This is a genomic window from Flavobacterium sp. MFBS3-15, assembly GCF_026107645.2.
Taxonomy (GTDB): domain Bacteria; phylum Bacteroidota; class Bacteroidia; order Flavobacteriales; family Flavobacteriaceae; genus Flavobacterium.
Map to the genome: position 1 here is coordinate 1 of NZ_JAPCHV010000005.1, position 22,443 is coordinate 22,443.

Consider the following 22,443-nt stretch of genomic DNA (forward strand, 5'->3'; position numbering starts at 1 on the left):
AAGCCTATTGGCCCGGTCGCGCCAATGGGTCCGGTTGCACCCGTTGCCCCTGTGAGACCTATTGGCCCTGCCGGTCCGGTTGCACCAACAGCACCTGTTGCACCTGTAGCTCCTGTAAGGCCCGTTGGTCCTGCAGGTCCTGCAGGTCCCGTAAGTCCGATTGGCCCTGTTGCGCCAATGGGTCCTATTGGTCCTGTTGCTCCTGTTGCCCCTGTGAGACCTATTGGCCCTGCCGGTCCGGTTGCACCAACAGCACCTGTTGCACCTGTAGCTCCTGTAAGTCCTATTGGTCCTGCGGGTCCTGCAGGTCCCGTAAGTCCTATTGGTCCGGTTGCGCCAATGGGTCCTGTTGCGCCTGTAGCTCCTGTAAGTCCTATTGGTCCTGCTGGCCCTGCTGCGCCAGCAGCTCCGGTTGCTCCTGTAAGACCAACTGGTCCTGCTGCTCCGGTTGCGCCAGTAGCTCCTGTAAGCCCGGTTGGTCCTGCTGGGCCTGCCGGTCCTGTTAATCCAATCGGTCCTGTTAATCCAATCGGTCCTGCTACTCCCGTTTCTCCTATTGGCCCTTGTGGTCCGGCAGGTCCGGTTAATCCTATTGGTCCTTGTGAGCCTGTAGCCCCATCAGCTCCGGGTGTTCCTGCCGGTCCCTGCGGTCCCTGCGGTCCCTGCGGTCCCGCCGGCCCTGCCGGTCCCTGTGGCGAGTTGGCCGCATAAAGTGCATAAGGTACACTCATCAGTTGGCTGGTGCCCGAGATGGTATAGTTCGTACCTCCCTCCGGGTCGATTTCGGTCTTGATGAAGTAAGGTCCCGAAGCCCAGTTTATGCCTGCAAAAGTTCCTGTTACGGCGGTTCCTCCGCCTATTTCCATACTCAAAAGTCCGTTGACGTTGGTATTGGAATTGTGGGTTTCTGAAAATACCGGCGTTCCGTCGGGTGAGCCTTGCAATACACTTATCTGTACACCGATTGGGGAATTGGTCACAAGGTTACCTCCTGAATTTCGAACGACCGACTGGTAGCTCATTTTTTGTGGGGCCTGGGCAAATACCATGGCGCCGAATAATAATGCTGCTAAAGTAAATCTCTTTTTCATATACTCTTTTTTACTATTTTAAATGTCTTTGCTTCAAACCTGCCGGAGTATACCTTTAGTATATAGGTTGCGGCCGGGTAGTGATCTACGGGGATTATGGTTTCTGCATCCTTAATGGGCTTTTCGGCAAGGATCCGCCCGTTAAGGTCAAATAGTTCATACCTCAGCCCATCCATGCTTTCGGACTCTATCCGCAACATTAATGTTGAGACTGTGGGGTTGGGGTATGCCACTACGTTAAGAAAAATGGGGCCATGCTCATCATTCCCCAGTACTAAAATCTCGTAAGGCTGCTGCACCCCTTGGGTTATTATCGCTTCCGCACCCGTGAGTGTGGTGTAGGCGACCTGCCCGGTAGAGATTGATGCGCTTCCTCCGCTTCCGGAAGCTTCGGTTCCCGAAGCGGTCACGGCCTCCTGCGCGAGTAGTGCGGGTGCACTTAGGAATGCCGGGATAATAATTAAACGGGTAAATCTTTTCATAAGCTCATAATGTTTATTTTTAGTTGGTTTATAAAATGTGAAAAATATCTGTCGTTATTCTTACCTGATTAAAATTTAAACAGGCGATATACTTTACGGCTATGTTTTTAGGAGGGCAGGTGTTTGTTAAAACTTTACTAAAATTAGCTACAATCCATATTGGTTATCAATTTTTGTTGCGAAATGCAGGAGTTTGTATGCGGAATGCATTATAACGCCCTTACAAAGGTTAAAAAAGTATAATCTTGGGCATCGCTCGTAAGTGTGATTTACAATACCCCAAAAGAGGTATTGTGAAAAATGAAGGAGTGTTCATTTTCTAAACAAATTCGAATTCGAAAGATTTTTATCGTGTACTGAAATAAGGGTATGTTTTATATTTTTGATAAAAACTACGGTATGGATAAAAACGCGAGGCTTGTGAAAGAGGTCTTCAATAAGAATGCTTCCTTCTATCAGGAGCGGTTTATGGACGTAAGTCTGTATGCTGAATCTATAGGCCTGTTTTGTAAAAACCTTCCTTATAATGGTTCCGTACTCGAACTGGCGTGTGGGCCGGGCAACATAACGCGCCATATGCTGGATAAATACCCGGGGCTTAACATACTGGGCACGGACATTGCCGAAAACATGATTGACCTGGCAAGGCAAAATTGCCAGGAAGCTAACTTTGAGCTTTTAGACTGCCGTGACATCGGGAAGCTGGATGAAAAGTTCAATGGGGTTATGATTGGCTTTGTATTTCCGTATCTTTCGAAGGAGGACTGCCTGCAGGTTATTGCTGATGCTGCAGCGTTACTCGAACCTAAGGGTATGATATACATCAGTACCATGGAAGATGATTATGCTACTTCAGGATGGCGCACTTCTTCCAAAGGGGATAAGGTATATATGTACAATCATGAGGAAGGTTACCTTGCCGGCGCATTAAAGGATAGCGGCTTCCGGATTGTGGATACGCAACGAAAACACTATGACGGCTGGGACGGCAAACCTGTAACCGACCTGATACTTATCGGGATTTTGGGTTAGTGGATCCCATTGATGTTATCTTTTTCCTCCTCCACGCTTTTTTGCATAACCTTGATTTCTGTTTTTTCTTTTTTGATAGCCTGGCGCAAAAAGGCAAAGATGCTCATGTAGGCGTTGGCGACAAAAACAAGGGCAAAACCTGCAATGAGGTAGCCCCGCCAGTCATCCAGCAGTAATTTATAGCCTGTAAGTATCAGGAAGAACAGGGTAATGTAGTGGCTAAAGCAATATTCGCAGGTGAAGAGGTAAAAGAATTTTCGTTCAAATATGCTTTTACCGTGCTTGCTGCGGCCAACGCAATACTCCCTGGGCTCACGGAATACTTCTTCGTGAGTAACCGTCCAGGCAACACAGGATATAGGTATTGCGAGTACAAAAAGCCAAAAAAGCTGGTTTGATACTTCCATGGGTCATAAGGTTATGATAGCTAATTTACTCCTATAAACTTTTGCTGATAGTTAAACCCTTACTAATTAGGGTATTTTTCACATTTATGCTTCAGGCGCCTCCTGCGGATTTTCAGGCCTCTTTTTCCTGAACTGGAAGTTGCGGGGCAGGTCATCGCCCAGCAGGTACCCCCAGGGCTCCAGCGCGTCGATGCGGTCAAAAATCACTTTCATGATGGCCATGATCGGTATTGCCAGGAACATACCCGAAATGCCCCCGAGGATTCCCCCGATGATAATCCCAACGATGGATGCGATAGCATTGATCTCGACCTTGGAGCTTACGATCATCGGTACCAGGAGGTTGTTGTCTATAAGCTGTACGACCACATTCACAATCAGTATTCCCACGATAATGGAAAGATCGGTAGTTCCGGTGAGCGAAGCTACTATGGTTAGCAAACCTGCTATTATAATGCCTATATAAGGAATAAGGTTAAGCAGGCCTGTAATTACACCAAGGAGTATGGCATATTTCATTCCGATGATCATCAGGCCTACTGATGTCAGTATCGAAACGATGACAAACTCTATCATAAGGCCCACAATGTAGCTTTGTACCGAAACTTTTATGGTTGCAAGTATCTCCTGCAGCTTTCCGTGATGTTTTTCATTAAACAGCTTGCATAGGAATTTTATGAAGTGATTGCGGTAAAGCAGGATAAGGAATATGTATATAGGTATCAGTACCAAATTCATCATCGTATCAGAAAACGACACGAGTGTAGTGCTTACCATTGTTGTGCCCGAATCGAGCGAGCTGTCTGCTGCTTTGCTGATGAGCTTTTCCTGTTGGTCCTTATCAAGTTCGAAAGTATCCGTTACATACCCCTGAAGATTATGGTAATGCTGCATGAGGTTAGCCTTCATGGTGTTCCAGTCGTTGGCCATCTCTACAACCTGCATCGAAATGAAGTAGAAGATGCCTCCAATGAAAAGCACAAAAAAAGTCACTGTAAGCAGGCATGCGAGTGCATTGGGCGTACGCATTTTCTTCTCCATGAAGTTGGCGATAGGGCGGAGCAATATTGCAAACAGCATGGCCATGAGCAGCGGTACGATAACCGATTGCCCTAAATACAGGATAGCTGTTACTGCTACAACGATGAACAGTATAAGCGCAAATTTTGCATAGAATGGAAATCGTACAGTTTGTTTCATAAGGTTATAATTGGCGAATCAAATATAACCTAAAAACAGATGGGGTTTTCTCAATAAATACTTAAAAGAAATCAATAATACAGCCTGAAATCCAACAGCTTGCACAATGCATAATATTTGCGGTGCAGTTCTTCTACAATCTCAATCACATCGTCCTCATCTTCAAACAGGCCAAAGAAAGCTTTGTCAAGATTGCTGCTGGTAACCTTTCCGAATTCAGCGCCATATCCCGAAATGGCTTTCGCGCCGGTTACGTCCAAAAAGTATTGCGCTTCGTCAGATGTAAGGTCCAGTACTTTAGCATTTGCAAAATGGATGATCTTGCCCTTCATGCGGCCTTCAAAAATTTCGGCAATCTCTTCAATACTGTAATAATAATCATTGAGGCAAACGGTATTCTTTTCGCCTTCCATTACGAGGTAAATGATCTCGTAATTTTTAAAGTTATGGTCGTTATACAGCAGCGCGTTCAGGCTGTCTTCGAGTCCTTCAATGGTGTCGCAGGTCTGATATATGCTGCCGATACCCAGCTCCCATGCCAGCTGCTGCAGGTTGGTGTAGGTTTCGGTTACCGCTTCACTTTCAACGTCGGGCACTGCCTCGAGGCAAAAGATAAACTTTTCATCATTCATAGTACCCCAAAAATAATGCGTTAAATTATATCCGGCAATTTACTGCAAAAGAAATATCCACTACTTTCGCAGTCTTAAAAAACGATTTTGCCATACGACAGCCAAAATAAGGTTACCTATTATGCGGAAGCATCCGTACAGGGGATTGCCCTGCCTGAACGGTTTACCTTTCCGTTTTATTATGAGCCGCACCCATTGGCCGAAATTGCCGCAGAAGAGCTAAAGCACTACCTGGAAACGCAAACAGACCTTGACCATAATTTTGGCATTATCCCCGGAGCGGAAGGGCTGGTAATAGGCAAGATGTTCGGGGTGCTGGTGGTACAGGATGCCGAAGGGAAGCTTGGGTACCTTTCCGGCTTTTCCGGCAAGCTTGCAGGTTCCAATGACCATCCCGGTTTTGTGCCGCCGGTTTTTGACATGCTGGAAGAAAACAGCTTTTTCCTGAAAGAGCAATACATACTTAACAGCATCAACGACCGGGTGAGTGAAATAGAGTCGGATGAAAATTATAAAAACCTAAGGCAGGAATTTGCACTTCTATCAGCCGAATCGGAAGCTGAAATTACTGCCCTTAAGGCAAAGTTGAAAAGCAATAAGGACGAACGTAAAAAGCTTCGTGAAGAAGAACGGCCATTGCTGAGTGAGAAGCATTTTGCGCGCCTGGAAGCCTACCTTGTGCGCCATAGCCTTAATGACAGGCACCAGTCACGAATGCTTGCGGCCTATTGGAAGCAAAGGCTTGACGAAGTGCAGTCGCAATTGTCGGCATACGATTTGGAAATTGAAAGCCTGAGGAAAGAACGTGCCGAGAAGTCGGCTGCATTGCAGCAGCAGCTCTTTGAACAATATGTCTTCCTTAATAAAGATAAGAAGGAGAAAAGCCTTCATGCCATTTTCAGCACAACAGTTTTTGGCAAGCCACCTGCTGCGGCAGGCGAATGTGCTACGCCTAAATTATTGCAGTATGCCTTTCTCAACGGTTACAAGCCTTTGGCGATGGCTGAATTCTGGTGGGGTGCGCCGCCAAAATCGGAGGTGCGAAGCCACGGGCAATTCTATCCGGCCTGTACGGGCAAGTGCAAGCCTATACTGGCCCATATGCTGGAAGGAATGGCACTGGATGATGATCCCTTTCTGCTCAACAGGGGAGAGGGCAGGGAACTGGAAATTGTGTATGAGGACGAGAGTTTTGTTGTGGTGAATAAGCCTGCCGAACTGCTATCGGTGCCGGGCATACAGGTATACGATTCGGTATATGCGCGGTTGAAAGGGATGTGGGGCGGCATTGAGCCGCTTATTATCCACAGGCTGGACATGTCGACTTCGGGGCTTTTGGTTGTTGCCAAAGTGAAGGAGGTGCATGAGCATATCCAAAAGCAATTCCTGAAGCGTTCGGTTACCAAGCGTTATACAGCGTTGCTCTCAAAGCCGATAGAGGGCATTGAAGGCGAGATAAGCCTGCCTTTGCGCGGCGACCTGGACAACAGGCCAAGGCAGCTGGTTTGTTTTGAATTTGGCAAGCCGGCGGTAACGAAATGGAAGGTAGTGGAAAAGGATGAAAGAATGACACGAATCCATTTTTGGCCCCTAACCGGGCGCACCCACCAATTGCGCATGCATGCCGCCCACGAACTGGGGCTTAACGCACCTATCGTTGGCGACGACCTTTACGGCACCGCATCAGACAGGCTATGCCTGCACGCTGCCTTCCTGAAGTTCATACACCCGGTGACAGGCAAGACGGTCAAGTTTGAAGTGAAGGAAAGTTTTTAGTTATCGGCGACATTGTTCCTGCCATCGATTTTTGATTCCTGCTCTTGCAGTTAAAGATTACAGGCTGTTAATGCTTAACTGTTTTGGAGCGAATGGTTGTGACCTGGCTACGAACTCTGTAGGCGACTCCCCTGTGAATTCTTTAAAGTCCCGTATGAAATGCGACTGGTCAGAAAATCCGTTTCCGTATGTGAGATCGGACCATGCCAAATCTTTACCTTGCTGAATGTCGCGGTAAGCACATGTAAACCTTACGATGCGCTGGTAGGTTTTGGGCCCTGTGCCCATCTGGTCTTTAAATATCCGCTCCAATTGCCGTTTCCCGACTGAAAGATGATCGCTTAACGCAGTAATGCTAAGGTTGGCCTGATGCGCACGCAGTAGCCTGCATGCCATAACAAACCTATTGTTATTATCCGATATGCTGTTAAGCCTCTTAAGCAGGTACTTTTCGGCGATGGCTATCATGGACGGGGCATCAATGCAATTGCTTATTTCTTCCCCCATTGACTTTATACCGGCATCAAGAAGCGACTCTGCATCTCCTACCACATTAATCAGTGAAGCGACGGGGAAACGGAACAGGCTTATGAGGCTTTCCGGCTTTAGGCGTATTCCAAACATTACCGATCCGGGTGCTATTTTCCATGTAACGGTATGGTCATACAGCCCTGCAAAAAATACACGGTGGCTTTTTTCCCATCCGCCGTTACTATGCAGGTGGTGGCTGGGATGATCATTGGTTTGTATAATAAGCTCAACCGTACCGAGGGGTAGGCATGACTGTGCACGAAAACCCGTTGCTCCGGTTTCAAGGCAATGCAGCCAGTAGCAATCTATGTACGGGCGCAGTACATCTGAAACAGGAAATTCACAATAGCTCATTTGATAAGTGGTTTGGTATGCAAATGTACAGATTATCAGTTAATTATTAAATAAAGGTTTGCCGGACTGCATTATTTTGCTATCCGGCACATTTCGATTGATGGCGACATTCTGGCTTCATTTAGTGAAAAAAGAAACTAAAAAGATCATGCAAATTATACGGCTGAATGGTGGAAAAATTTAATTTAAGATTTTTTTGGTAGTCTCCGTGAGAAAATTCAACTCATTTTTAATCCATTTTATTATTCTATTATTAAAAAATAAATACTAAAAAATCAAATTTTATCAATATTATATTGTTTTAGTATTAAATAAATGATTATATCGCATCAATATTTAAAATTTAACAAAAAACAATTTTTAAATACTACTCAGCGTCTTAATTGTAATTATCTGTATTTCAGTTTGTTATTATTTTTTTAAAATATCTAAAAAATGAATATTGCATTTATAATCGATGAAATACAAAGCTAACTAACTAGAAATCAATATATTATGGCTCAATTTTCGTAATATTGTATAAGTAAAATGAAGAAAAGAGTTTCGTGTTCTTAACTTCTTGTAAGAATGAATGTTAAGGTATGGGACATAATGTTAAGGTAAAATTTGAAAATTGACTATGAAAGTATTAACTACATTTTTAGTTTGGGTTATTTTATTTACAACTTCTGTAAATGCACAATTAGCAGATTTCAATTTGCAGGTAAATAAAACTGATGAAACATGCTCGGGTAATGGCTCACTGACATTTTTGGTGTCCAACACTACGCCCAATTCTGCTATGCTATATAAGGTATATCTATTGCCTGATACAAACAACCCTATTGCGATATTACAGGAAAATACACTTACCAGCCTTTCGGCAGGAAGCTACAGGGTTATTGCCATGCAGTCTTTGGGTGATGAGCTGAATACGCAGTCAAAGGACATTATTATAGAAAAAAACATCCAGCCGTTTAGCTTTGAGATTGCGGCTGAAGGGCAGGGGTGCAGCGGCAGCGGCACAATTATAGTGAATGTGCTGGAAGGTACTGCTGCCTCTTATGAGATTATTTCCGGGCCGGTACAAAGGCCGCTCCAGCCTTCAAACATTTTTGCAGGGCTACCTTCTGGTAGTTATAATATAAGGGCTTTTAATACCTGCGGCGCCGGTAAGGTTAAAACCTTCAACCTTAGCGTAGTGAATTCGCAGCTATCCATTTCCGATGCCACTTATGCTGAAGGAGGAACGGATTGTGACAGTATTACCATAAACAATACAATCACTCCAACAGGGGGACAGATCAATTACCCATTGACAGTACGCCACACACTCAGCCCGATGACACTGGGAGGAAACGAAATTGTTTTGAACCAGATCATTCCATCCGGGGCTCCTGATTCAGTTGTGCTTACGGCTGTTCTGCCACGTCTCGAGGAACCGTATGATTATGACATTACCGTAGTTGACAACTGCAGCAATACCTATCAAAGGGAAGGCAATGTGCTGGATCCGGATCTCGAACTTGGCCTATCTACAGGGGATGCTCCATGTGCCCAAAAATATATCGTGATAAACACTTCTAAGTTTACGACCTCTTATACCGTTGCGGTAACCGGACATCCTGAGGGATTTGACCCATCGCTATATGATATTTCAGGTACATTTACACAACCTGCAGTAAATTTTGGAAGCCAGACTAATCCGCTGCCTTTTGGCACTTATGTGATCCAGGTGACCGATTCTTGCGGAAGGACAGCTTCGGAAAGTATCAATGTGGAATTTATTCCTTTGGTGCCCGTAGTTACCGCAGCCAACAACGGATGTTTTTCTGAATTTGGAAAAATAAGGATAAGCATTCCGCAGCAAATGCTTGTAGCAGCTAAAATTATTGGGGCACCGTCGTCTTATGGGCAAACATTGCCTTACGACGTGACCAACAAAATAAACGCACAGGGCATGCTGGTACTTAATAACCTGCCGCTTGGCGAATACACTATAGTGTTTACAGATGACTGTGGTTTTGAGTATGAAAAAAAGATATTGGTTCCTGAGTATGTTGAAAAACAATTCAATATTGCATCATTGCCTGCCTGTGGCGAAGGATACGGATCAGTTCGTGTACGCAGCGGCAACGGCAAAATAGTAGCTGCACAAATTGTAGCGACGTCGGCACTAGGTTTTTCACTGCCGTATGACGTTACCAATATGATAAGCACACAGGGACATGTTTATATGGCAGGGCTTCCGGAAGGCACCTATACATTCAGGGCTACCGATGTATGTGGCGTGGTAAAGGACCAGGTAGTAAATATAGAAGGATACAGGCCGGTTGAAAATAGTTTTTCGTTCACACCAAATTGCGGTGGGTTCTCGGTGACTGTTTCTGATACCAGCAACGGTACTGAGGGAGCAGGATACTGGCTGCAAAAATTCAATACTAATACAGGCACATGGGGACATCCTTCAACAGGTGTGGCATATACCGAAGGCACAGTGCCGGCCAGCGCTAACAGTATAAGGCTAAATAACAGTGCTACGCGCCATAATCTTAACTACTCCGGCAAATTCAGGATAGTTAAAAAATTTGAAACCTTCAGCAATGGCAGTGCAGAAAATGCGATATGCCTTAGCGTACTGGGTGAATTTGAATATACTGAAGGCTTTTCGATCAACAGTGCCTATTCGCTTGCCTGCCTTGGCCAGCCTGAGAATGTGATGCTTGATGTAACGGGATATCCGACTGCCTTCAGGATCGTTAAAAAAGACAATGTTCCGTTTTTGGTTGATAATGGCTCAAGCAATGTGTTTGAAAACCTTATGCCTGCCGAATATGTTTTTGAAATTGAAGATGACTGCGGCAACATTGTAAGGAAAAGGTTCAATGTGCTTTCACTGCCTTCTATTGCCGATGCTACAGCTCCTGGCGACATGATAATATGCACGGAGCCGGGTACGGTCCAAAATCACGAATTCCACCTTACAGACCAAAACCCTAACATTTTGGGTCCGCTGCACAGTTCGATGTATACCATTACCTACCACCTTACACAGGCTGATGCCGATAACGATGTTAACTCTTTGCCTGAGTATTATACCAACATTTCCAATGGGCAGCAGATATTTGCCAGGGTGGTACACAATGAGATTGCCATCTGCCATGCCGTAACTTCTTTCAGGCTTTTCATCGGAGAATACCAGGAGCCGGAAATAACAACTGAAGGTACTATATGTGATGGAGGAAGGCTGCAATTGACCGCAGAAGCAGGCTTCGCAACTTACGAGTGGTCTACAGGCGAAACTACCCGAAGCATTTTTGTTACGGAGCCGGGCAACTATACGGTAATTGTAGGAAAAGCTTATGGTGACAAGCTATGTGAAGGATTTTCAGAAATTGAGGTGAAGGCTTCTTTCACCCCATCCATCCGCAGCATAGAGACGAAAGACTGGACAAGGGATCAGAATGAAATAGCCATCTATACCGATGAGCCGGGCGAATACCTTTACTCGATTGACGGCACGAATTACCAGGAAGAGCCGGTATTCACCGGATTGGAAACGGGCCTCTATACCGTGCATGTAAAAGATGCGGCCGGTTGTGGCGAAATAACTAAAAAAGTAGTACTGATGTACTATCCGAACTTCTTTACGCCAAACGGTGACGGTGTTCATGACAAGTGGCGTATCCCGTACTCAATCATGGAGCCTAACATGAAAGTAACCATATTTGACCGCTACGGTAAGCTCATTACGCAATTTGGCCCTAACTACGAAGGATGGGACGGTACGCTCAACGGGCTCCAGCTTCCTTCAACAGACTACTGGTTTGTTGTAAACCGTGAAGACGGCAGGGAACTGAGAGGACACTTTGCAATGCTGCGATAGATAAATGATCATATAGAAAAATGGTTGCCATCTGGCAACCATTTTTGTTTACGTATTGATGTCCAGATCTCGGATGTAGTCCTCATATTCATAAAAGAAACGCTCAAAAGCATCCATGCTGAGGTTGAAGAATCGGAATATTGCTGCCCAGCTGGCCATGTTATACAGGCTTATGCCGGTCAATTCCACCCATACGCGGCTAATGACCTTGCCATTTTCAAGGTAAAAATTCCGCTCGAATACCGCTTCCGGCAAAAACTCGTCAAGCAATATGTTTTTAAGCGACTCCATTTTTTCAAAGTAAATGATGCGCTTGTCGTCCTCCCGCGGTTCAATGTCGAGCATGACCTGCGCTTTTTTGTTGTCGACATAAAATTTGAAGGTAACATCCTTTATTTTAGTGTCATACAACAGCCATTTCCTGGGATAGGCATCTGCGAATGCCGTCCAGAATTCCTTTTTCATTTTTTGGGCCTCTGCCTTGCTGAACATACAATTTTTGTTTTAATGCTTTTTGGAGTATCTTTAAGGTTGAAACCACAACTCCTGAAATGCTTTTTACCGAATTTACCAAATATATCCCAAAGATACTAAACCAGCAGCTTCCCGCCGTGGAAGCACACATGAAAATGTCGCCCCTGGAGCGTGTGCCTTCACTGGAAAGGCAATTCTATAAAGATAAGAACCCCCGCATATCGGCTGTCATGATGCTGTTCTATCCCATAGGGGGCATAACCCACCTGGCCCTGATAAAGCGCAATGCCTATCCGGGTGTGCATTCCTCCCAAATATCGTTTCCCGGAGGTAAAGCAGAGCCGGATGACAAAACCCTTGCTGATACTGCTTTGCGCGAAACCTTCGAGGAGATCGGGGTTTTACCCGGGGCAATGGAGGTCGTCATGCCTTTTTCCGAGATCTACATACCCCCGAGCAACTTCCTTGTATACCCGTTTTTAGGGGTTGCGGAAGAAGAACCCGATTTCATGCTGAACCCTGAAGAGGTGGTAGAGCTGATCCACCTGCCGATCGATGTCCTGATGGATGACGGCATCGTTGAGGATGTTGAGATGGAAACCTCTTATGCGCAGCGCATTAGTGTGCCTGCCTTCCGTTTTAGGGAGCATATCGTTTGGGGTGCTACGGCCATGATACTCAGCGAGCTTAAAGAAACGATAAAAACAGCCTTAAAATAGTATCGTTTTCGTAAGTTTGCGGTTTACTTTGCTATAATCATGGGTTTATTCAAAAGAAATCCTTTCGGACATATACTTTTCCTGAAAAAATGGCTCATACGCGTGTTTGGGATGCTTACCCACCGCCGCTACCGGGGCTTTAATGAGCTCCAGATAGACGGATCGGAAATCATCCGCGCGCTGCCTGACAGGAATGTCCTTTTCATTTCCAATCACCAGACGTATTTTGCCGATGTCGTGGCCATGTTCCATGTGTTCAATGCCGCGCTGAAAGGCCGTGAGGATAACATAAAGGATGTGATGTACATTTGGAGGCCCAAGCTGAATATCTACTACGTAGCCGCGAAGGAAACCATGAAAGAAGGCCTTCTTCCGCGCATTCTCTCCTATGCCGGCGCCATAACCGTAGAACGTACCTGGCGTGCCAAGGGCAAAGAGGTACAGCGTGAGGTGAACCCGAACGATACGGAGAACATCCGTATGGCGCTTGAGGATGGCTGGGTGATTACCTTTCCGCAAGGGACAACAAAACCGTTCAAGCCCATCCGTAAGGGAACGGCACATATCATCAAACAGCACAAGCCTATTGTGGTGCCTATTGTTATCGATGGCTTCCGCCGCTCATTCGACAAAAAGGGACTTAGGATGAAAAAGAAGGGTATACTGCAGTCGTTCATCATTAAAGAACCGTTGCAGATCGACTACGATAATGAAAGCGTTGAATCGATCATCGAAAAAATAGAGTATGCCATAGAGCAGCACCCATCCTTCCTCAAGGTGATACCGGCCGAAGTGATGGAACAGCAGGAAGAGCTTAACCAACAGAGGAAGTGGCAGTATTAGGATTAAATTCCTTACCTGGAATGAAATAAATTTACCTATTAACTGAAAAGAGAGGCCCACAAGCCTCTCTTTTTATTTTATCACCCCGTCCTGCGACGGCTGCTGTTGCTGCCCGTTGTTCAGGATGTTGCTCTCCTCGGCCTGCTTGTTCCGGGTAGGGATCTTGTAGCTGAGAGAAAAGCCCACCCTCCTTGAGTCGAAGCTGCTGTTGTAGTGCAGGTTGGTGCCCACCGCGCCAAACTCCTGCTTGTTGGTATTGAGCAGGTCGTTTACATACAATGATACCGACAGGTTATCTGACATGAATTTTCTTGACAGCGTAAGGTCCAGCGACTGGTACGCAGGGCGCTTTACGGTATAGTAATAATAATTGCCTCCCGTGGTCGTAGTGCTGAAGTTGGCCATAAGTTTTACCTTTTTCGGCAGGATGATCTGCGAAGAGGCATGAAAGTTCCACACGGCTTTGGTGTCCAGCCCCGGTATGTCGTGCAGCTGGTTGCCGGCATAAAGGTATATGAAATTGATCTCATCCGGATTGAAGTCCATTTTCAGTACGGCGTTTAGCCCTTTGGTAAACAGCATATAGGGCAGGGGCAGGCCGATATTAAAGTTGCGGATGCTCGAATTGGGTACATTTACCGCAACGCTGGCAGCGCCATTCTCATTCTGGATGATGCGGTTTACAATGATGTCTTTAGCGTCGGTATACGAATAGCCTATCGAGAAATATTCAAAGGCGCTCAGCTCGATCTCATAATTATTAAAGATAGAGGGATCGAGGTTGGGATTGCCGAAAAAGCCTACGTTAGGGTTCTGGTAGCTGGTGTTGTTGGGGTTAAGCGACCCGGTATCGGGGAGGCTTATTTTTTTATTGAAGCTTGTGTTGATGTGCACCTGCGGCATGAGGTTGTACTGTACCGTCGCATTCGGGAAAAAGCGCGTCAGGTTGAAAGGTATCAGGTCATCGGTGTCGGTATTGCCTTTGATGTCATACGATTCCAGCCTTCCGCCAAGGATAAAGTCGAACTTCTTATAGGTTACCTGGCCCTCACCATAGGCAGCATAGGTAGACCGGGTATATTCAAGATTGGTGTTACCAAAGCTTTCTGCGGTAAAATCGAGATGGTCGGCCAAAACACCGGCGCTCACCTTTGTCTTATCCAGCAGGTTGAACTCCTGTGTATAGTCGGTCTTGAACTGTACAAAATCCTGGTCGCTGTTGTTTTCCAGCACACTATTGTCGTTAATCCGTGAAGCGAGGCCGAAGTCGCTTTTATTGCTGTTGTAATTCAGCCGGAAATCGATTTTTTTCAATGTATTTTCAAAACGTTTTTGATACGTGATCATCCCGTCATGGTAAGCACGGTCGGTCATGCTTTTGTCATCCGTAACAAAAATGCTACCGGAAGGTATCTCTGTACCCGAAGCCGACACATACGAAGTGTTCTTGTTGGTATTGAAGTCGTAATTGAGCAGCAGCCGGTCTTTGCCCAACTCAATCTTTACGCCGGTGCGCAGGTAATAAAAGCGGTTCACCCTGTCGGAGTAATTTTGGGTCAGCAATACATCATCGGCGGCAAACCTGCTGGTCTGGTAGCCATCGCCGTAGCTTTGGCCGCCATTTACCTGCCAGCTGTAGCCCTTGCCGCCCGAGCTCACGAGCAGGCTGTTGTTGAACCGGTGCCTTGACTCGTCATACCTGGTATAGCTGTACCCGTTGGAATAGGTGGCCGATAAATACTGCTTTGAATTTTTTGAAGAGATGATATTGATGATTGCACCGCCGGAGGTTGCCGGGAATTCTGAGCCGGGGTGCGTAATGATCTCTACCCTTTCAATGGAGTTGGCGGGCAGCCCTTCCATATAGGAGGTAAGCTCGTTAGAGTAGATGTTCAGGGGGCGTCCGTCCATATATACCTGCAGCGCCTTTCCCTGGTACATCATCCCCGCTACGTCGGATATGATGAGGCCCGGAAGCTTTTTAAGCCCGTCCATAAGCGAACCCGAATTGAGGTGCGGCTGGTCTTCAAAATTGAATATCGTCCTGTCGGCCCTTCGTTCGATGGCCTTCTTCTTTTTTTCGATCACAATCTCATCCAGTTCGGTATCCATGGCGCGCAGGGTATCGTTCTTTATGGTATCGTTGGCAGTCTCTACCTGGGCAAACAGGCCGAATGAGGTAAAGGTAATGAGTAAAGAGTAGATGTATTTCATAGGTTGGTAAGGTATTGTATTGGTCGTATATGAAAAAGCCTGTACAATTTACAGGCCAAATCACGTATTTATGTAAGATTTTTTTTAAAATATAACGTTGCCGCGGCAGAATTATTTTACAGCTTCTACTTTGTAGCCTTTTTTACGTAATAGCATGATAACCCCTTCGGTTCCTGCTAAATGTGTAACCCCGAAAGCAAAAAAAGTTGGCTTAGCTTTGGCGGCTTCTTCTATTTTGGGTATCCATGCCCTATTTCTTTCACTCAGTATGATATCGGCATAATTGCTGTATGTCTTATTATCAGAGTTTCTTATAAAGTTTTCAAGCCCTTCGATATCCTCTTCTTCATACATCGCTGCCATGATTTTTGCTTTTTTCCTGCCATTAGCTAAATTGTCTTTAATGTTTTTCATTAGTCCTTCCAGCTGAATGGAATAAGGGATCCTATCATACATCATAACTTGGAACTTTATTTTTTCAAGGCCGAAGGTTTCCTTACCCTGTCGTTTTGTAATCGCGACTATTTCCTCTTCATAGGATTTTGTGGTGCAGTCCAGAATTTTAGAGGTAAGCATCATATTTATAAATTCCGGCTTAAGGGTATTATGGATTCGAACTGACCTTCCTTTATTCTCGATAAAATATGTATCTAAAAGTTGAAAATCTTCATCGCTAAGCATACTTTCAATTGTGATCCCTTCTTTCATGTCACGGGGAGCTTCAGCAAATTCCTTTTCAAAATCAGGATCCTGGTAATCTATTTCAAGGTATAGCTGTTTTGTACTCCCTATAGCGTCGGTAATTTTGTTATCCATTTCTATAGTACAGGCTGAATGGAGCGTACCAAACAAATACGATGGCTCTGCCAGTCCGTTTCCTGAAATTTTCCACAAGAGTGATTTTTCAAGTGCTTGTGAAGTACAGCCTGAACAAATGATTAGAAGGAGTAATGCAAAATAACTTTTCATACAGAATTATTTTGTACTTTAAATTATTACTTCACAGCTTCTACTTTGTAGCCTTTTTTCCTCAGCAAAGCAATCACGCCGTTTTCACCACCCAAATGTGCTGCGCCTACCCCAAAGAAAGTAGGTGTTTTTTTTGCGGCTTCTTCAATTTTCGAAATCCAGTTGGCATTGCGCTGGTCCAATAGCACATCGGTATTGTCGCCGTAAAATTTATTTTCCTCGTCGTTCATGAAATCCATCAGGGCGTTAAGGTCTTTGGCATTGTACAGGTCAAGCATTTTTTTAAACATAGCCCTGCCTTTTTCGGTACCTTCTTTAGCCGACTTTATGAGTTCCTTCATTTGCTCCTCGTACGATATGGCATCGAATACCGCCATCTGCTCGTCCAGCGTTTCCAGGCCGTAGGTTTGCTCGTTTTGCTCTTTGGTCACTTTCATCAGCGCTTCTTCAACCGACTTGATAGGGCAGTCAACCATTTTGGGCATGACCATCATCCCTGCCATCGACGGCTTGAATTTATCCATCATCTTTACGCCCATGCCTGTATTTTTTACAAGGTACTCATCAACTACCTTTAAATCCTCCGGGCTGGACATAGAAGTCATTGTTTTTCCGTCCTTCATCACCATGCCGCTCATCATTTTCAAAGGTATGGATGGGTCGTCCATGTCCATTTCAAGGTACAGCTGCTTTGTGTTGTCCAGCGCTTTCAGGGTGCTTGCTTCAAGGGTATTGTCGCATACAATGTGCATCGTGCCATATAGGTACGACGGACTGCTTAACCCGTTTCCGGAAATTTTCCAAAGCAGGCCTTTATCCAGTTTTTGTGCATTAGCAAACAGGCTGATAAGGCTAAGGGTGATGATCAGTAGGTTTTTCATGGCTGGTTTATGTATATGTTTAAAAGTCAAGTTTTTTCAATTCTTCATAATTGCGGTGCAGGCGTTTCAGCAGCAGGCCGTAGATAAGCTTGTAGAAAAGCCATACCACCAGTACAAACAGCCCGATGAATATCACAGCGCCCCCAATGTATATGAGGTAGAATATATGTGCGTTGCCTTTAGCTTCAGATTTATTGAGCGCTTCGATGAGGTTTTGGTCGTTCATGAAGAAAATGATAAAAACGACAATCGATGACAATATGATGAATGCCAGGTTTGCTATGATGTAATGCGATACGGTCCTGCGTGTCCTCAGGATGTTGTCCATGAGCATTTTTACATTGTCTGTGGCGGTTATTTTCCTGTAGTTGATATAGAACTTGCAGAAAAAATAAATGATGATGATGTAACCCATGACTGTCATGGGTATGGTAACATAATCTACGTGAAAGCTTTCCATTTGCCTGGAGCTTTGATTGTCCTTCATAAGGAACGATATGCCCAGCCAGAATACAAATTCCAGTACGCTGATGATGAGTATCCATTTTACGATGGAAGACGACTTTTTATGCAGCATCGCATAAATGTCCTGCTCGGAGAATTTGGGGAAATTCTCCGCATTCCTCTTCCAGTTTTGTTTTAATATATCCAGTTCGTCCATTTCGTTATGGATTTAATATTTTTTTCAATTTTCCTTTTATCCTGTTCATTTTTACGCGGGCGTTTACTTCGCTGATGCCCAGCGTTTCGGCAATCTCGGTATAGTCCTTGTCTTCCAGGTACATGAACACAAGCGCCTTTTCTATGTCATTTAGCTGCTGCACGCCCTGGTACAGGAGTTTTATATGCTCCTCTTCCTCGTAGTTGTATTCGTCCTGGTCTACCTTGTGCAGCTTGGTGTCAAATTCTATGGTATCTACCGTACGGGCCTTTTTACGGTAAAGGGTAATGGCGGTGTTCAGCGCGACCCTGTAGGCCCAGGTGGTAAATTTCGCATCGCCCCTGAACTGGGGGAAGGCTTTCCACAGCTGTATGGTTATCTCCTGGAAAAGGTCTTTGTGGGCATCTTCATTGTTGGTGTAGAGCCTGCATATCTTATGGATCAGGTTTTGGTTTTCCTGAAGCTGGTTTACAAATGACTTTTCAAGTGATGAACTCATGCTGCATTGGTAGGTGAAACATCAAATTTGTTACAGCGATGCTATAATTCTTTATCGGAATAATAATTGACCAATAGCCCCACAAACTTGCTGTAGGTCTTGAGTCCATCCTTTTGGCTGTTGGCTTTGAGGAACTTATCGTAAACGAACTCAAAAATATCCTCGACGAAAGAATCGTATTCCTCACTGAATTTTTCGCTCTCCTTAAAGTTGGCCAGCACGCCCCTGCTGATGAGCGGCGCAAGGCTTTTGGCCAGCTTCTCATCTTTTTTGGCGATGTTGTTCATGCAGTATTTCAGGGCAAATGAGTACCCCGAATATTTAAAATAAGGGTCATCGTTGTAAATCGATGCCATGTACCCGATGAAATTGGCCTCGCTCTCGCTGGCATAGCCTATCTGGTGCGACATTTCGTGGCAGGCTGTGGTGGGCAGGTTGTATTTGGGCAGGTTGCAGTTTACCTGTGCCTCGTTGGTAAACGGGTTCAGGTAGCCGCCAAAGCCCATGTAGGAGAGGGGTGTGCTCATAAGCGACGACTTGATGCTCTCGTGCTCAAACGCAAAATAAGGGAAAGGCTTTGCCAGGTTTTGGTACCCATTGATCGATTTGGCATAAATCTCTTCGACGGTATAAGGGTTCACGACTTTCAGGCTGTCGTTCTTTTCAATCTGAGCGTGCATGGCATTGGTTTTTACGATGAGCCTTTTGGTAAACGCTACGAGTTCTGTCAGTTCATAGTCCTTACCCATACCCATTTTTTCGTGCAACGGAACACGCCTGTAATTGAGCGCCCATAAAAAATTGAACAGGAAATAAAATATGGAGAATGCCGCCGCCATCGTCAGCAGGTTATCCTTATATTGCTTCCGCCAGGTCTTGCGCTTTATCCACAGCCACCGCAGGCACAGGATGATGGCGATGAAGTAGATGATGTCGCCGATGGAGATTCCCGTCCACCCGAACACTACGCGCGACCCTTTTGATAACAAAGGGAAGAGGCCGTTGCTGTAAAAGCGCTCCACAAAATTTGGGAAAAGCCCAAGAACATTTACAATAATGATCTGTACAACCAGGAGCAGGGCGAGTAGTTTCTTTTTCTTCATCGGGCGGTATTGATACTGTAAAGATAGTGTGTTTTGATTAGAATCTGAGGGCGTAAATTCCGCAAAGATGCGCAAAGGAGCACAAAGGCACGCAAAGTTTTATATCCTGAAGTTCATATTTTTTTCTCTTTTCCTGAACTTTTTTTCTTTGTGAAACTTTGCGTCTTCTTTGTGCATCTTTGCGGTATAGCTTATTTTTGTCATAGCAAATACGAACCCCAATGAAGAAGATAGACGCACCGGAAAAGGTTATATTCATTTGCGACGGCAAAAAATGCGGGCGGTACAGCAAAGAGCTGTACAAAAGCTTTAAGCGCCTGATAAAAGAGCACGGCCTGAAGCATGATGTGGAACTCACTTGTATGCAATGTACCAACAACTGCAAAACCGCACCCAATATTTGCCTGCAGCCGCAAAATGCCTGGCTGGGTGAGGTGGAGGAGAAGGACGTAAAGGATATTTTTAAGAAGTATATAGTATAGATTTCCATTATCTTTGTTTCATGGAATTAGCCAAATCTAAAATAGAAGCTATAAAAGACTACTTTAAATCAAAACCTGTTTTAAAGGCATATCTTTTTGGTTCTTACGTTAGGGGAGAAGCTGATGAAAAAAGCGACATAGACCTGCTGGTGGATTTGGATTATAAACAAAGGATAGGTTTGCAATTCGTACAAATGAAGCTTGACCTGGAGGATATGCTCAAAGTTAAGGTTGACCTCATATCATCCGATGCAATGTCAAAACACCTAAAGACTTCCGTGGATACCGAAAAACAACTTATCTATGCGAAGTAAACCGGGAGACAATGCCAGGCTTCAGCATATCCATGACGCCATACGTGAGATTGAAAATTATGTGAAGGCAATCACATTTGAACATTTTTCTGATAATTCCATGATGCTGTTTGCCTGTATAAAGCAGCTCGAAATTATCGGGGAAGCCAGCAATCATCTTTCAGATAACATAAAGGGCCAATACGAATCTGTCGAATGGCGGCAAATTATCGGGCTTCGCAATATTTTTGTCCATGAGTACTTTGGCATAGATAAACATATCGTGTGGGATGTCATACAGAATGACCTTCCGCATTTCAGGCATTCCATTGAACTAATTATAGAAGAACTAAACAAACAAATATAAATGAGCCAGGAAATTAGGAACCTTGAGCCAAAAGCGCTCTGGAATAAATTTGCCGACCTGAACGAAGTGCCGCGCCCCTCTAAAAAAGAGGAGAGGGTAATTGCCTTCATGAAGGATTTCGGGAAGAAACTCGGCCTTGAGACTATTGAGGACGAAGTAGGCAACGTGATCATCAAAAAGCCGGCCACCAAAGGCATGGAGAACCGCAAGACAATCGTGATGCAGAGCCACCTCGACATGGTGCACCAGAAGAATGCCGACACGGTATTCGACTTTGATACGCAGGGCATCGACATGTATGTGGATGGCGACTGGGTACGTGCCAAAGGGACGACCCTTGGTGCCGACAACGGCCTTGGCGTAGCTACCATCATGGCAGTACTGGAAAGCACCGACATACCGCACCCGGCCATCGAGGCGCTTTTTACCATTGATGAGGAAACCGGCATGACCGGTGCGATGGGCCTGAAAGGCGGACTGCTCAGCGGCGAAATACTATTGAACCTTGACACCGAAGAGGACGATGAGATCGACATCGGGTGTGCCGGTGGGGTTGATGTTACTGCCGAAAGGGGCTATGATGAAGAAGACGTTCCGGAAAACTCCGTAGGCTACAACATTACCGTAAAAGGGCTGAATGGCGGCCACTCGGGCATGGACATCCACAAGGGGCTGGGCAATGCCAACAAGATCATGAACCGCCTGCTGTTTGACAGCTTTGAGAACTTTGGCCTGCAGATTGCCGAGATAAACGGGGGCAGCCTGCGAAACGCCATTCCGCGTGAGAGTTTTGCCAAAGTGATCATTTCCGAAATCTTCGACGAGGCTTTTGTATTCGACATGCAGGAAGTCATCAACGACATCAAAACCGAATTCAAAACCACAGAGCCGAACCTTGAAATACTCATTGAAAAAGCCGACACACCGGCCAAAATAATGGACCTTGGCGTGCAGGAAGGGCTTATCCGTGCCTTGTACACTGCCCACAACGGCGTGTACCGCATGAGCGCCGACATGGCTGATTTGGTAGAAACCTCCAACAACATTGCAAGGGTTATCGTGAAGGACGGCAAGCTGTACGTTGGCTGCCTTACACGCTCATCGGTAGAGAGCAGCAAGTTCGACCTGGCCAATGCATTGCGCTCGGCATTTGAGCTGATCGGTTGCGAGGTGACCTTCTCCGGTTCGTACCCGGGCTGGACACCAAACGTAAACTCGCCGATCCTCGACGTGCTGACCGACATCTACGAAAAGCAAAACGGCAGCAAAGCGAATGTGGTTGCCTGCCACGCCGGGCTGGAATGCGGCATCCTGGGCACGAACTATCCTAAAATGGACATGATATCCTTTGGGCCAACCATTAAAGGCGCGCACAGCCCTGACGAAAGGGCGAGCATTTCATCAGCACAGAAATACTGGAAGTTTGTGTTGGAAATACTGGAGAATATCCCGGTGAAATAACGTAATTATGTAAGTAAAATGTCATATTGAGCGCAGTCGAAATGCGGCATTTTATCTGTAACAAGCTTCTCGACTGCGCTCGAAGTGACAAAAAAAACTTATTACAA

21 protein-coding genes and 1 pseudogene are annotated in these 22,443 nt (G+C 45.4%); 9 read left to right on the forward strand and 13 right to left on the reverse strand.

What is annotated here, in order from left to right:
* Together OGH69_RS05815 and OGH69_RS05820 are read right to left on the reverse strand one after the other, a co-directional pair.
* Positions 1-1,091: pseudogene (locus OGH69_RS05815) on the reverse strand (collagen-like protein); the annotation flags it as partial.
* Positions 1,088-1,573: a T9SS type A sorting domain-containing protein gene (locus OGH69_RS05820; protein WP_265173509.1), complete on the reverse strand. Its 486-nt coding sequence runs from the start codon at positions 1,571-1,573 to the stop codon at positions 1,088-1,090. The pseudogene OGH69_RS05815 and the gene OGH69_RS05820, both read right to left, overlap by 4 nt.
* Positions 1,574-1,972: 399 nt before the next feature.
* Here OGH69_RS05820 and OGH69_RS05825 point away from each other — a divergent pair, with 399 nt between their 5' ends.
* The gene (locus tag OGH69_RS05825; RefSeq protein ID WP_265173510.1) at positions 1,973-2,605 is read left to right on the forward strand and encodes a class I SAM-dependent methyltransferase; all 633 of its coding nucleotides are present in this window, start codon (positions 1,973-1,975) and stop codon (positions 2,603-2,605) included.
* Here OGH69_RS05825 and OGH69_RS05830 read toward each other — a convergent pair.
* The 3 genes from OGH69_RS05830 to OGH69_RS05840 form a co-directional block, all read right to left on the reverse strand.
* Complete coding sequence (locus OGH69_RS05830; protein WP_265173511.1) at positions 2,602-3,012, reverse strand: hypothetical protein; 411 nt, start codon at positions 3,010-3,012, stop codon at positions 2,602-2,604. The genes OGH69_RS05825 and OGH69_RS05830 overlap by 4 nt on opposite strands.
* A gap of 84 nt (positions 3,013-3,096) precedes the next feature.
* Positions 3,097-4,212, reverse strand: a complete 1,116-nt coding sequence (locus OGH69_RS05835) for an AI-2E family transporter (protein WP_265173512.1) — start codon at positions 4,210-4,212, stop codon at positions 3,097-3,099.
* A gap of 71 nt (positions 4,213-4,283) precedes the next feature.
* Entirely contained in the window at positions 4,284-4,844 is a 561-nt protein-coding gene (locus tag OGH69_RS05840) for a DUF6642 family protein (RefSeq protein ID WP_265173513.1), read from the reverse strand.
* 87 nt (positions 4,845-4,931) lie between these two features.
* On the opposite strand from OGH69_RS05840, the gene OGH69_RS05845 reads away from it, so the two are divergent.
* Positions 4,932-6,620, forward strand: coding sequence for an RluA family pseudouridine synthase (locus tag OGH69_RS05845; protein ID WP_265173514.1), 1,689 nt, complete (start codon positions 4,932-4,934; stop codon positions 6,618-6,620).
* A gap of 57 nt (positions 6,621-6,677) precedes the next feature.
* Here OGH69_RS05845 and OGH69_RS05850 read toward each other — a convergent pair whose 3' ends face one another.
* On the reverse strand, positions 6,678-7,505 hold the full coding sequence (locus OGH69_RS05850; RefSeq protein WP_265173515.1) for a helix-turn-helix domain-containing protein: 828 nt from the start codon (positions 7,503-7,505) through the stop codon (positions 6,678-6,680).
* Between the two features lie 619 nt (positions 7,506-8,124).
* Here OGH69_RS05850 and OGH69_RS05855 point away from each other — a divergent pair.
* Positions 8,125-11,370 (forward strand): T9SS type B sorting domain-containing protein, encoded by a 3,246-nt coding sequence (locus tag OGH69_RS05855; protein WP_265173516.1) that lies wholly within the window; start codon positions 8,125-8,127, stop codon positions 11,368-11,370.
* A gap of 48 nt (positions 11,371-11,418) precedes the next feature.
* Here the strand turns inward: OGH69_RS05855 and OGH69_RS05860 are convergent, their stop codons facing one another.
* A complete protein-coding gene (locus tag OGH69_RS05860) occupies positions 11,419-11,862 on the reverse strand; it encodes a DUF4268 domain-containing protein (protein ID WP_265173517.1) in 444 nt (147 codons plus the stop codon).
* A gap of 59 nt (positions 11,863-11,921) precedes the next feature.
* Here OGH69_RS05860 and OGH69_RS05865 point away from each other — a divergent pair, with 59 nt between their 5' ends.
* Positions 11,922-12,563 (forward strand): NUDIX hydrolase, encoded by a 642-nt coding sequence (locus OGH69_RS05865; protein WP_265173518.1) that lies wholly within the window; start codon positions 11,922-11,924, stop codon positions 12,561-12,563.
* A 39-nt stretch (positions 12,564-12,602) separates the two neighbouring features.
* The gene (locus OGH69_RS05870) at positions 12,603-13,406 is read left to right on the forward strand and encodes a lysophospholipid acyltransferase family protein (protein ID WP_265173519.1); all 804 of its coding nucleotides are present in this window, start codon (positions 12,603-12,605) and stop codon (positions 13,404-13,406) included.
* 72 nt (positions 13,407-13,478) lie between these two features.
* Here OGH69_RS05870 and OGH69_RS05875 read toward each other — a convergent pair whose 3' ends face one another.
* The 6 genes from OGH69_RS05875 to OGH69_RS05900 form a co-directional block, all read right to left on the reverse strand.
* Positions 13,479-15,620 (reverse strand): outer membrane beta-barrel protein, encoded by a 2,142-nt coding sequence (locus tag OGH69_RS05875; RefSeq protein ID WP_265173520.1) that lies wholly within the window; start codon positions 15,618-15,620, stop codon positions 13,479-13,481.
* Between the two features lie 111 nt (positions 15,621-15,731).
* On the reverse strand, positions 15,732-16,589 hold the full coding sequence (locus OGH69_RS05880) for a TraB/GumN family protein (protein ID WP_265173521.1): 858 nt from the start codon (positions 16,587-16,589) through the stop codon (positions 15,732-15,734).
* Positions 16,590-16,615: 26 nt separating this feature from the next.
* The gene (locus OGH69_RS05885) at positions 16,616-17,470 is read right to left on the reverse strand and encodes a TraB/GumN family protein (RefSeq protein ID WP_265173522.1); all 855 of its coding nucleotides are present in this window, start codon (positions 17,468-17,470) and stop codon (positions 16,616-16,618) included.
* Between the two features lie 19 nt (positions 17,471-17,489).
* The gene (locus tag OGH69_RS05890; RefSeq protein ID WP_265173523.1) at positions 17,490-18,131 is read right to left on the reverse strand and encodes a hypothetical protein; all 642 of its coding nucleotides are present in this window, start codon (positions 18,129-18,131) and stop codon (positions 17,490-17,492) included.
* Positions 18,132-18,135: 4 nt separating this feature from the next.
* Positions 18,136-18,630: an RNA polymerase sigma factor gene (locus tag OGH69_RS05895; RefSeq protein ID WP_265173524.1), complete on the reverse strand. Its 495-nt coding sequence runs from the start codon at positions 18,628-18,630 to the stop codon at positions 18,136-18,138.
* 41 nt (positions 18,631-18,671) lie between these two features.
* A complete protein-coding gene (locus OGH69_RS05900; protein WP_265173525.1) occupies positions 18,672-19,733 on the reverse strand; it encodes a DUF3810 domain-containing protein in 1,062 nt (353 codons plus the stop codon).
* Positions 19,734-19,954: 221 nt separating this feature from the next.
* Here OGH69_RS05900 and OGH69_RS05905 point away from each other — a divergent pair, with 221 nt between their 5' ends.
* Genes OGH69_RS05905 through OGH69_RS05920 form a run of 4 tightly spaced genes read left to right on the forward strand, consistent with a single transcriptional unit; the run spans position 19,955 to position 22,336 of the window.
* Positions 19,955-20,215, forward strand: a complete 261-nt coding sequence (locus tag OGH69_RS05905) for a (2Fe-2S) ferredoxin domain-containing protein (RefSeq protein ID WP_265173526.1) — start codon at positions 19,955-19,957, stop codon at positions 20,213-20,215.
* A gap of 20 nt (positions 20,216-20,235) precedes the next feature.
* Positions 20,236-20,529, forward strand: coding sequence for a nucleotidyltransferase family protein (locus OGH69_RS05910; RefSeq protein WP_265173527.1), 294 nt, complete (start codon positions 20,236-20,238; stop codon positions 20,527-20,529).
* On the forward strand, positions 20,519-20,875 hold the full coding sequence (locus OGH69_RS05915; protein WP_265173528.1) for a HepT-like ribonuclease domain-containing protein: 357 nt from the start codon (positions 20,519-20,521) through the stop codon (positions 20,873-20,875). Before OGH69_RS05910 ends, OGH69_RS05915 begins: the two co-directional genes overlap by 11 nt.
* Entirely contained in the window at positions 20,876-22,336 is a 1,461-nt protein-coding gene (locus OGH69_RS05920; RefSeq protein WP_265173529.1) for an aminoacyl-histidine dipeptidase, read from the forward strand.
* The last annotated feature ends 107 nt before the right edge of the window (positions 22,337-22,443 follow it).

What these genes read in the sequence shown, in the direction of transcription:
- OGH69_RS05820 (WP_265173509.1), bottom strand. Translation starts at nt 1,573, where the DNA reads ATGAAAAGATTTACCCGTTTAATTATTATCCCGGCATTCCTAAGTGCA.
- OGH69_RS05825 (WP_265173510.1), top strand. Translation starts at nt 1,973, where the DNA reads ATGGATAAAAACGCGAGGCTTGTGAAAGAGGTCTTCAATAAGAATGCT.
- OGH69_RS05830 (WP_265173511.1), bottom strand. Translation starts at nt 3,012, where the DNA reads ATGGAAGTATCAAACCAGCTTTTTTGGCTTTTTGTACTCGCAATACCT.
- OGH69_RS05835 (WP_265173512.1), bottom strand. Translation starts at nt 4,212, where the DNA reads ATGAAACAAACTGTACGATTTCCATTCTATGCAAAATTTGCGCTTATA.
- OGH69_RS05840 (WP_265173513.1), bottom strand. Translation starts at nt 4,844, where the DNA reads ATGAATGATGAAAAGTTTATCTTTTGCCTCGAGGCAGTGCCCGACGTT.
- OGH69_RS05850 (WP_265173515.1), bottom strand. Translation starts at nt 7,505, where the DNA reads ATGAGCTATTGTGAATTTCCTGTTTCAGATGTACTGCGCCCGTACATA.
- OGH69_RS05855 (WP_265173516.1), top strand. Translation starts at nt 8,125, where the DNA reads ATGAAAGTATTAACTACATTTTTAGTTTGGGTTATTTTATTTACAACT.
- OGH69_RS05860 (WP_265173517.1), bottom strand. Translation starts at nt 11,862, where the DNA reads ATGTTCAGCAAGGCAGAGGCCCAAAAAATGAAAAAGGAATTCTGGACG.
- OGH69_RS05865 (WP_265173518.1), top strand. Translation starts at nt 11,922, where the DNA reads ATGCTTTTTACCGAATTTACCAAATATATCCCAAAGATACTAAACCAG.
- OGH69_RS05870 (WP_265173519.1), top strand. Translation starts at nt 12,603, where the DNA reads ATGGGTTTATTCAAAAGAAATCCTTTCGGACATATACTTTTCCTGAAA.
- OGH69_RS05875 (WP_265173520.1), bottom strand. Translation starts at nt 15,620, where the DNA reads ATGAAATACATCTACTCTTTACTCATTACCTTTACCTCATTCGGCCTG.
- OGH69_RS05880 (WP_265173521.1), bottom strand. Translation starts at nt 16,589, where the DNA reads ATGAAAAGTTATTTTGCATTACTCCTTCTAATCATTTGTTCAGGCTGT.
- OGH69_RS05885 (WP_265173522.1), bottom strand. Translation starts at nt 17,470, where the DNA reads ATGAAAAACCTACTGATCATCACCCTTAGCCTTATCAGCCTGTTTGCT.
- OGH69_RS05890 (WP_265173523.1), bottom strand. Translation starts at nt 18,131, where the DNA reads ATGGACGAACTGGATATATTAAAACAAAACTGGAAGAGGAATGCGGAG.
- OGH69_RS05895 (WP_265173524.1), bottom strand. Translation starts at nt 18,630, where the DNA reads ATGAGTTCATCACTTGAAAAGTCATTTGTAAACCAGCTTCAGGAAAAC.
- OGH69_RS05900 (WP_265173525.1), bottom strand. Translation starts at nt 19,733, where the DNA reads ATGAAGAAAAAGAAACTACTCGCCCTGCTCCTGGTTGTACAGATCATT.
- OGH69_RS05905 (WP_265173526.1), top strand. Translation starts at nt 19,955, where the DNA reads ATGAAGAAGATAGACGCACCGGAAAAGGTTATATTCATTTGCGACGGC.
- OGH69_RS05910 (WP_265173527.1), top strand. Translation starts at nt 20,236, where the DNA reads ATGGAATTAGCCAAATCTAAAATAGAAGCTATAAAAGACTACTTTAAA.
- OGH69_RS05915 (WP_265173528.1), top strand. Translation starts at nt 20,519, where the DNA reads ATGCGAAGTAAACCGGGAGACAATGCCAGGCTTCAGCATATCCATGAC.
- OGH69_RS05920 (WP_265173529.1), top strand. Translation starts at nt 20,876, where the DNA reads ATGAGCCAGGAAATTAGGAACCTTGAGCCAAAAGCGCTCTGGAATAAA.